The following is a 10,020-nucleotide window of genomic DNA, read 5'->3' on the forward strand; positions in this document are numbered from 1 at the left end:
ATAAACGGCAATTGGTTAAAAAATTATTGGATCAAGGAATCATTCCATCAAAGGGGATAGGTCGTATATTGTGCAGCGACACAAACATAGTCCTTTTTAAATTATTGTAACTGAGCCATTTATTGCATTAAAGGGAGTACATTTGTGTCGTAATATTTTGACACAAATGTACTCCCTTTCTATCGATACGACAGTAATATACTCCTTTTCTGCTCAGAGCGTGAGCTATGGAAATGTTGACAAAACCTAAATAAAGATACCGCCAACAACCCGAAAAACGTACATTAAGAAAAAAAATTACTCTAATTCCTTCATAATTAGCTTTTTTTATCCGAGAACGACAAATAACTCATTAGGAGTTGCTTAAACTGGTACCTGATTAAACCGAAGTATACAAAAAACGACATGTAAAGATGATTCTGAATACCCATTGGAGTTTATATGGTAATAAAGTATATTCATGGAACAAGTGTATTGTTAAAATATTTAATTAATTCGAAAAATAGATTTGATTTTTCTGTTTATTGGAAAATAAGGAGGTTATATGAGGAGTAAATAGATTTGATTTTTCTGTTTATTGGAAAAAAGGAGGTGATATGATGAGTAAAGTGTTCGTAAAAATTGACAGTAAAGGAATATATTGTCTGTTCAATCCTAGCTGAAGATTTCCCGGAAGTACTTGCCAATGTTTTTATGAAATTTCTCTACTAAGTACACCGATCTTCTTCAGCAATGAAATTCAAAAAACACCTAGAATAAACGTTTTTATTGAAGATTTAATTAGCCCGCGATCAAAACAAAATAATTGATGAAAAGTGAGGAAGACATATGAAAAAGAAATATGTATTGTCCAGTGCAATGTGTGTGGCATTGGCATTAGGCGGTTCATTTGCCATACCTAGTTTCGCTCAAAGTACGACAGTTATCCCAGAAAGTGCCACTCCTGGGATTTCCAACTTTACTGACTTAGGTGAAGCATCTCCAGATGCGACATTAAATGTGAACTTTTACATGCAATTACAAAATAAAAATCAGTTAGACCAAGTCCTTGCGAGTCATAAAAAACTAACGGCTGCGCAGTTTCACTCCCAGTTCTCTCCAAAAGGGAACGACTATCACGCAGTAGTGAATCAATTGCAAAATGCTGGACTAATCGTTAACGGAACAACGGATAATAATCTAGTGATTGACGCGTCTGGAACAGTTGCGCAAATTGAGTCTGTTCTTGGGACTGACATTCATCAGTTTCAGGACAGCAGCGGCAACACCTTTTTGGCGAACACGACAGATTATCATGTCACAGGTCCACTTGCCAATCATTTAGCCGGAACCTCCGGGGTGAACCAATTGGCCACTGCGAAACCGATGATTAAGTCAACTGAAGGTACCGACTTAACAATCGGCCAGGGGAAACCAAGCAATTTCTTTGATGGTAACAACAGTGCAAAAATTCAACAGGCTTATAACTTTTCACCAGTATACAAAAGTGGGCTTGATGGAGCGGGACAAACCATTGCCATTGTTGATGCATACGGTAGTCCGACGATTCAGTCAGATTTACAAACGTACAATCAAAAAGTAGAGCAAGGGGCGTTCGGTGCAGATGAACCGCTTAATTTAGAGGTCATGTCTCCTCCACCAGGACAAGCAAAGCAGCCCGTTAACAGCAGCGTTGCAGCCGATTGGGCCGGCGAAACAAGCATGGACGTCGAGTTGGCGCACGCTGTTGCACCTGGTGCAAAGATTTTGTTGGTTGTAACGAAAGATGATGGTAATTCACTGTTTATTGCTGTAAATAAGTTGATCGACAAAGAGTTGGCAAACCAGATATCGCTATCATGGGGAATGCCGGAGGAATATATTTCTACCTCACAGAAACATGCGGTGGATCAAATGTTTGCTCAAGGAGCCGCTGAAGGCATCAACGTATTTGTTTCATCGGGTGATGACGGTGACTTTTCAAAACAGCTTGGACAAACGGATGTCTCATTCCCCGCATCCGACCCAAATGTGATCGCAGTGGGTGGTACATCATTGTTCACGAATAGTGATAACTCCTATCAGAATGAATTCGAGTGGGGTGCGACCAATAGATGGGCTGGTGGAATCTTACAGTTGCCAAAGAATGCATTTTGGATGGGCACAGGCGGCGGTGTGAGTAACGTCTTTGCTAAGCCAAGTTGGCAGACTGGTGTTCAGGGACTAGACAGCACCATATCACACCGTCAGCTTCCTGATGTAGCATTTAACTCCGACCCCTTTACAGGTTTTTCAATAGTCCAAAACGGTGTTGTCAAAAATGGTTGGGGTGGAACAAGCGACGCTGCACCACAGTGGGCAGCCATTTGTGCACTTGCCAACCAAGGGCACATGCAAAAAACGGGCAGTCCTTTGCCGTTCATCAATCCACTGTTGTATTCGATGAATACATCTACATTCCATGATGTGCAACATGATAACTTATCCTACTTCTTTTGGGCACCCCTTTTCCCGGGAGGTAATGCAAAGCCATGGAATGTCTTGATGGGAGCTGACTCTTCACTCCAGGCTGGCCCAGGCTGGGATGATGCGACTGGATTGGGTACACCTGACGTTTCCAGCGTGGTGAATTACTTGGCAAACGCGAACTAACTCCAATGTATTGAATTTCGGTGATTGCCAACAAATCGGTATGTACAAAATGCCAGAAGAGAAATCATTCTCGTCTGGCTTTTCATGATTCCATTCGTTTTATCGTAGGTTCCGTGTTTTTTAACTGTACAGACCGTTATTATAAATAAATGGGACTATATTTATGTCGCATTATTCAATGGGAATACATTTGTGTCGTAAAAGGGACCAAATTTGTTTCTCAACATATATTGATTCCTTTCCGGCGACACAAACATATGTGCATAATCGTTTTACGACACAAACATATGCGCATAATCGCGAGTAAGGATGGAACGGCAGTTAACGATTCATTTTTCTGATAGCCTTACTACGCTAACGGGCAGATTTTTTCAGTTAACCATCCATTAGGGTTCAAAAAACGTTTGTTGAAGCAAGATTAAACTACAATGAAAATTAACCATGAGTTCGTGTAAATATTGGCGGTGAATATAAATGGTTACTATAAGAAAAGCAACTGAAAACGACCTTTCAAAAGTGGCTAAACTTTCTGAATTATGGGTGGCTGAGGCTATAACTTACGGGTTGGGAGCAAATACTGTAGAATTGTTAAGGAACAATATTGGAGAGTACTTCTGGGTTGCAGAAATCAATTCTGAAGTTGTAGGTTATATAACTGGCAGCATTCATGAAAGCGATGGGTTGGCTGTAATCGAGAAAGGTGAGCGTTACCTTGAAATCGATGAGGTGTACGCTCATCCAGATTATCGAAATGAAAATGTTGGACATATGATGGTCGACAAACTTCTCCAAACAGCGGAACTAAATGGTATAACTCGGTCTATCGTTTATTCAGCTAGTAAGCAGTGGCAAAAAATAATTCGTTTTTATGAGAAACATGGTTTTAAAATGTGGTTTGTCCAAATGTACCGTTAAAGTTCTTTGTCCAGGACCTGATGATTGAGCTAACGGATAACGGTAGCTCCATAATATTGTACTACCTAGGCTGCCACATTATTCACTCGGCGGCTTATTCAGCTAACAAGGCAGGATAGTTGGAATAAGTATGTTAAGATTTAGGTAATAAGAAAATGCCCCGAGGAGTAATAGATGAAATTTCGAAAAGATATGAATCAAGTTGTCCAAAATGTGGTTACGCCTAATGTACAACTAAACTCGTTTTAGATAATCCGAAATATCCTTCATGCAAAAAGTGTAAGTCAATTTTTGCTCGAAATAATGGCGGATGGACTTTTTTTAAGGAGTGGAAATGGTGAGTTCATTTCGCTAACGGGACACTATAGTTAAAAACCCAGCGGCAGTCTAAGACTTTATTTTCTCGACCGAGGTTGCCACTATTTCAATTTAGGAAATGTGTCTAAAACACATATACAAAGTCTAACGATTTTGAAAATCAATAATCTGCATGAGAACAGCATATCCAGTCTAATACTACAATTACAGCCAGCAGCATAGTTGAAAGAATTTATTGTTTCGTCGTGCTAGGCAACTGGCCGCAATTGATCGACTGTCTTCTCATTTGTGATAATAGTGTTGTTAAATATGGTATAGGAAAGTCGAATTGATCCAAGCTAAAAGGATGGAAATCCATCGAAAGAGCACAAAGGAGCCGTGCTTTATGTTGTACGCCCTCGTCCGCTTGCCCTCATTCCTTCTCGGATTGTACATTGTTATAACGACAATAGGCAGCATTATCGACACGTTGATTTTGACCCGCCGTGTGAAATCACGCATTTCGATTACCACGGGGGAGGGAATCCGGTACTTGTTCAAAGTGCTCACCTACCGGACTTCTAGTTACGAGCATAAGGACCGCCTGCTTTCTTATCTTGGTCCATTGGCGCTGTTGACCAACTTGGTAACTTGGATGGGGCTGTTTATTCTCGGCTATGCCTTAATGCTGTGGCCGCTTATTGACAAAGATTTTATGGCAGCGCTGGAACTGGCGGGGTCCTCTTTTTTTACCCTTGGTATTTTTCAGGCGCCGCGGGGGCTTCCCATGTTATTGTCTTTTGCCGCCGCCGCGTCCGGGATGATCACAGTTGCTCTGCAGATCGGATATCTTCCTACGCTATACAGCGCTTATAATCGAAGAGAAACGCTCGTTACTGCGCTAGGAATCCGTACTCGACGCATAGCTTGGGGCCCCGGCATCCTTGCGCACCATTATAGAGAAGGGCAAATGCGTACCCTGCCCGAACTGTTTGCCGCTTGGGAAATTTGGGCGGCGGATATAACCGAATCCCATGTAAGCTATCCTTGGCTGAAGGTCTTCCGTTCGCCGAATAAAATGAATTCATGGGTTGTGAGCCTGCTTGCCATGATGGACGCCGCATCGCTTTATCTCGTGTTGGACCCTCCCTCGGCTCCGCCACAGGCTAAACAATGCTTGCGAGCCGGAATAACTTGCATGCGAACCTTGACAAACTCGCATGAAATAATGATCGGTGGATCAAAGCGTGCGGGAATGGATAAAGGAGCTATTCCATTAGTCTCTCTTGCCTTTGAGGAATTCAAATATGGCATCGATCAACTCGAACGATCCGGCTTCCCGATTGATCGGTCTTTGGAGGAGGTTTGGGAGGAATTCGTCGGATGGCGGCTCCAATACGAGTATCTCGCTTATAGGCTAGCCGACTTTGTCGTGGCGGTACCTGCACCGTGGTCCGGATCGCGGGAGCATATGACTCCGGAGACGATTTTGCCGTCGGTTATGCTGCCTACTCGAACGTGATAAGGAGGAAATATACAGGATCCCCTCGCCCAGATGTTCGTGGATGTTACCGTTTGCGGACTTGCATGTACGGTGGTGGCACTTTCAAGGCGATCTCTTCGTATAACCGTTTTTCGTACGTCAATCTTACATTTTTCTGGATCCGAAGGTAAAAGGGGTAACGGTAAAAGTAGGCGTTTTTCATTATACTGGCTGGCAAATTTACTATTCGCTACCCGTATATATCACAGTGCAAAGCTTGTATATCATCTTATATGAGCGTATAAAAAGAGAATATATCTTACCAAGCTGCCGCGGGCCAGGAACTGTTCCTTTTTTTATTGAAGTAACGGGCAGAATAAGCCAAGAAGCGTTAAATTCGGCTTGGTTGCGGAAGCTAAACATTTGGCGTCCGACTCAAGCTGATCCTCTTAAGAGAAAGAAGATCTTCAATCGACAGACTTCTCCGTGTACGTAACTTATACTGATATTGAAATATTTGCGCGCTCCGAACATATCGATAAAGGACGTGAAACTATGGAGTGGTATGGCATTCACCACATAGCAATGGCTATGGCTACGCAAGATTTAGAAAAAACGATCCAATTTTCGCTGATCCGAGAGGTAAGAAGACGTAAAGCCTGAAGGAGGGTCCACTGTGCAGGCGGATCGGCTCCAACACATACTCGTTGCCACGACCGTAGCGGTCGGGCTGGCTGCGGACTGATTCTCGTAATCTCGCAAACCACGCATATATGGATTAAAAATCAAAATACTTACAGAAGAGTTTATAATATCGAGTAGCTGGAAAACTGGGCAAACAAATGCCACCCACGTTGAAAACGTAGGGTGGCATTTGTTTTATTTAATTGATCAAAACAGAAGAGTTGTTGTCTGATAATAAAGTTGTTGAATTTAAAATAAAGTTGTTTAAAAATTGGCCAGATCGCTCAACTAAATGCGCAGTTTACTGCAATAAAGCCCCCGTTGCAGTTTTGGAGTAAATCAATTAACGCAATCCGCCCAAATAGGCGGCTGTACCCGTTACGTTAACCCATCAAAAGCATAGTATATGTGTGAGTTACACAGTATGAAAACCGAGAGGATGAATTCCGTGGAAAAAAACGAAAATACGTTAAATAGGTCACTTACCATCGCCGAATTGGAAGGATTGGGACTAGCTGCACCGGGTGGTCCGATCCCGGGCGCGCTGTTATTGCCATGGGCGGTGCCTCCAGCCCAACCCGCCGTGCCAACCGCTCCAGTTACGCCAACCGCTCCATTTCACATACCTAGTGCAATACCATTACATTTAGCCCCAGGAGTTCAGCTTACGCCACAGCAAATTCTACAGATGACACAAATGTTGCAACCGACGCAGCCAGTGACGCCGACGACTCCGCACAGTCATAATCCGGGTTTTAATCCCGGTCATAATCCAGTGTACTATCCACCGGCATTTGGATATTACCCACACTATTTTTATGGACTCCATCCATATTGCTCTTGTTATGTATATAGGTAAATGCCATACCTTTACTAGTTAACGGGAATCCTCGGTCAATATGAATCGGGGATTAGTCTTTAGCTCATTGAAGTCCCGCATGTTAATTAAATTAGTTAAATGCCGTTTTAAACAACTTTATTTCTAACCCGGCCGTAACCCAAGCCGGGTTTACTGCATTTATAGCAGCTATTTTAAACAACTTTATTATCAGATAACAAGAGTATTGAATGTCCCAACATTTATGTCATTTAAGTCTGAACATTTGTGTCGTTAGAGGGAGACACCACAAAAAATTAGTGTCGGGTGACAAGAACATAGTCCCATTAATTGCCGGAATGGAAACGGACAGGTGAATAATAGCCGTTTTTGACCATGTCTGCAATTACAAGCGCATCCTTTTGTCACTTTTAGATCGTGTATTGTCGCGGTTTTCTTTGTTCTTCTTGACCAGGTGAGGGTTAACAAGTACAGCTTCAATCTATTTATCTTTAAGCCAATGAGCAAGGCTGAGTCAATAGTGGCCTGTCGGCTCCATACCGACCATCATCTTGTTTAGCTTGTACGAAGCTAGCAAGTCTCTGATCCATCGATCGAAAGCCAGGAAGCCCACTTCATCATTACTAAATTCCAATGGATTACCCAAAGCAATACCACGGAAGTTAACGGCTCTAGCAACGTGGGTCTCCTGAGCGATATCTACACCGACAACAAGGTGATTAACGGTAATGTTTTCAATGAGTTGATTTTGTTTGTATTGTGACTTAAACTTCATAGTAGAGCGAACTCCTGATGTGGGATTTTAAGGGCTGTAGACCCGTTACGTACTCCCATCGTACAGGAGCGCTCTTTTTTATTCAAAGTCCAAATTATTCGTTCCACAGGAATTCTAACGGAAACTATAGTTGAATGACGAAGCTGCCGGAACGATCGGCAGCTTCGTTACGTTAACGGGCAGGATTGCGTGGTGCCTACCTTGAATATAAAAGGGCAAAGTTAATTAACCGTAATCGCGAATGGGTCGCATCTTTAAGGAAAGCAGGCACCATATGAAACTCAAAGGGACTTTGACTGAACAGGCATATCGAGAACAATTAATGGCATCAAAATCTCATTTGTTCAATGATATATCCATGTGTAGGTTTTTAAATATAATTAGAGAGACATTTCCCGCGATGAAGACTGCACACGTTTTATCTTGGACACCCGAACAAGGTGAGGATATCATTAGCTTTCTTGTAGATACTCACTCAGTTATTAAGATTGAGCTGGACCGTTATGATAAAACAATTGCTCCGATAGTAGATGTGTATCCAATTGAGAATTGGATGAAGGGACTTAGTAAAACGTTCCAGATTAAAATCGCAGTAGCCTTCGATTTAGCTAAAAATGATTTAATACAAGGCAATTAAGGTGATTTCTGCAACAAGTTATTCAATTAACGGTAAACGTTAACGCGGCGCTGGAACCGATCCATCGCTTGTTTTTCGTTTCTGTCGCTCCACTCAACTATCGGGCAGCATAATGGAATTTTGTATGGAATATTTGCGAGTAGCAATGTTGGATAATTGGTTTTTAAGGGGAACTGATATGCAATTATTTATAAGTATTAAAAATGCAAATACCTTGCCAAGTCGTGACGAGATAAAAAAGGCAATGTGGGAGAAAGCATTGAGTGTATCTCATGCATTAGACCTTCAAGAATTTAATTCGTTAACGTTGTCATGGGATAAATGGATTGATGATAAACGCTGGAGTGATGGTATTCCAAAGTCATTTGAACACATCAATTTTGAATTTCAAAATAAAAGACTAATCATAATTGATGTCGATGAAGACGCCTTGTTTGTAGATAAAAGGGCTTTTTATAGGTCTGCTATATTAATTGCTGAAAGAACGAATGGCACAATTAGTACGGACAATTCGACTTGGATAAAAGTAAATGAATTTTGAGAATACGCAAAGAATTATCTTAAATACACTTTTGATGAAGCTGTTAATATTAGTTTTAATCAAATTGTTCGTTAAGCTAACGCAGAACGTTAGTTGAATAAAGGACTCCATACAAACGATGAAGGAGCTGCCGCGGCAGCTCCTTTTGCTTCTTCGGGGTTTTGTACATAATCTGATTTAAATTTATTTTAACGTGGGAAAATAGTAGGAAAAACGACCTTGAGGTGATCAACTGTTGAAAAATTTTTTAGTAATTACAGTATTATTTTGGTTATGTACGGTATCAGGAGCACATGGATTTGCAGAGCAACCTTCTCCATATAATTATATAACTCCCAAATGCCCAAAAGTAGCCGATTTGATGGAAACTTCATCTAAAGATAAAGAAGAACTCCTCAAGGCATTAAAAGATATCGTTCCAGAAGTATACGGCGATGTGGGATATGATGTTTGGGTGGTTAAAGAAGCTAACGCATTACCGCTACTGGTTGGATTTGATGAAGTTTATTATAGAATGGCAATCAATCGTTGTGGTGAAGATGTAGGAGAAAAATCGTGGATTGTTAAGTTACAATTCCCTAAGTTTTTACCCAGTGGAAGTGCATCCTCTGGAATATTCTTTGTTACTAAGAGTAAAGAAAAAGGGTGGATTCCGTGGTATATGTATAAATGAATGTTTGTAATATATTTTATACAAATGTCCTACTGGGCGTTGAGCTATTCCAGCTAATAGCTTGTCAATATTTAATTATTAATGGCGGATTCATGAAGTGGTATACTTAAAAAAGTGCATGGGAAAGAACCGTCCCATAAAGCACGGAAAGACATTCCATATATTTCTATTTCTTGCTGCTTACTCTAAACGGAACGCTTCCTTAGTAGTCAAGATGGCAAAAATCCAGTGGATGAGTTTATTCACACAAGCAATTATCGCTACTTTGAACAGCTTTCCTTCAGCACGCTTTTTATCATAATAAGCTCTTAGTTTTTTATTTCTATTACTACGAATACCACATCGTACAGCTTGATATAGGGCAGTACGAAGCCTCCTGGAACCGTGCTTAGTTATTTTATTTATGGTTGCTGTAAACTTGCCTGAGGAAAAAACACTTGGATCTATACCAGCAAAGGCAACAAGTTTCTTTGCGTGATTGAACCGATCGATTTCCCCGATCTCAGCTAAAATTGTTGCAGCAATTTTAGTACCAATCCCGGGTAT

8 protein-coding genes and 1 pseudogene are annotated in these 10,020 nt (G+C 41.3%); 7 read left to right on the top strand and 2 right to left on the bottom strand.

From position 1 onward, the window contains the following. Positions 1-828 precede the first annotated feature (828 nt). From BLT91_RS04555 to BLT91_RS30560, 4 genes are all read left to right on the top strand, one after another. Complete coding sequence (locus BLT91_RS04555) at positions 829-2,631, top strand: S53 family peptidase (RefSeq protein ID WP_090817086.1); 1,803 nt, start codon at positions 829-831, stop codon at positions 2,629-2,631. Positions 2,632-3,105: 474 nt separating this feature from the next. Continuing rightward, a complete protein-coding gene (locus BLT91_RS04560; protein ID WP_090817090.1) occupies positions 3,106-3,546 on the top strand; it encodes a GNAT family N-acetyltransferase in 441 nt (146 codons plus the stop codon). 703 nt (positions 3,547-4,249) lie between these two features. After that, complete coding sequence (locus tag BLT91_RS04565) at positions 4,250-5,365, top strand: hypothetical protein (RefSeq protein WP_090817093.1); 1,116 nt, start codon at positions 4,250-4,252, stop codon at positions 5,363-5,365. A 1,069-nt stretch (positions 5,366-6,434) separates the two neighbouring features. Further along, positions 6,435-6,869, top strand: a complete 435-nt coding sequence (locus BLT91_RS30560; RefSeq protein ID WP_141224924.1) for a hypothetical protein — start codon at positions 6,435-6,437, stop codon at positions 6,867-6,869. A gap of 323 nt (positions 6,870-7,192) precedes the next feature. Here BLT91_RS30560 and BLT91_RS04570 read toward each other — a convergent pair. Further along, positions 7,193-7,623, bottom strand: a pseudogene (locus BLT91_RS04570) (transposase); the annotation flags it as partial. 274 nt (positions 7,624-7,897) lie between these two features. Between BLT91_RS04570 and BLT91_RS04575 the strand changes: the two are divergent. The 3 genes from BLT91_RS04575 to BLT91_RS04585 all read left to right on the top strand — a co-directional run bounded on the left by BLT91_RS04575 (position 7,898) and on the right by BLT91_RS04585 (position 9,474). Next, entirely contained in the window at positions 7,898-8,260 is a 363-nt protein-coding gene (locus BLT91_RS04575) for a hypothetical protein (RefSeq protein WP_090817096.1), read from the top strand. Positions 8,261-8,384: 124 nt separating this feature from the next. Next, positions 8,385-8,801: a hypothetical protein gene (locus BLT91_RS04580; RefSeq protein ID WP_141224925.1), complete on the top strand. Its 417-nt coding sequence runs from the start codon at positions 8,385-8,387 to the stop codon at positions 8,799-8,801. Between the two features lie 235 nt (positions 8,802-9,036). Next, complete coding sequence (locus tag BLT91_RS04585) at positions 9,037-9,474, top strand: hypothetical protein (RefSeq protein WP_090817102.1); 438 nt, start codon at positions 9,037-9,039, stop codon at positions 9,472-9,474. A 180-nt stretch (positions 9,475-9,654) separates the two neighbouring features. Here the strand turns inward: BLT91_RS04585 and BLT91_RS04590 are convergent. Next, on the bottom strand, positions 9,655-10,020 hold a 366-nt coding region (locus BLT91_RS04590; RefSeq protein ID WP_141224926.1), incomplete at its 5' end, for a transposase.

The sequence above is a fragment of the Paenibacillus sp. yr247 genome, from assembly GCF_900103825.1.
Classification (GTDB): domain Bacteria; phylum Bacillota; class Bacilli; order Paenibacillales; family NBRC-103111; genus Paenibacillus_E.

Excerpts from the sequence above, each read along its gene's own strand:
- BLT91_RS04555 (WP_090817086.1), top strand. The coding sequence starts at position 829 with ATGAAAAAGAAATATGTATTGTCCAGTGCAATGTGTGTGGCATTGGCA.
- BLT91_RS04560 (WP_090817090.1), top strand. The coding sequence starts at position 3,106 with ATGGTTACTATAAGAAAAGCAACTGAAAACGACCTTTCAAAAGTGGCT.
- BLT91_RS04565 (WP_090817093.1), top strand. The coding sequence starts at position 4,250 with ATGTTGTACGCCCTCGTCCGCTTGCCCTCATTCCTTCTCGGATTGTAC.
- BLT91_RS30560 (WP_141224924.1), top strand. The coding sequence starts at position 6,435 with ATGAAAACCGAGAGGATGAATTCCGTGGAAAAAAACGAAAATACGTTA.
- BLT91_RS04575 (WP_090817096.1), top strand. The coding sequence starts at position 7,898 with ATGAAACTCAAAGGGACTTTGACTGAACAGGCATATCGAGAACAATTA.
- BLT91_RS04580 (WP_141224925.1), top strand. The coding sequence starts at position 8,385 with ATGGAATATTTGCGAGTAGCAATGTTGGATAATTGGTTTTTAAGGGGA.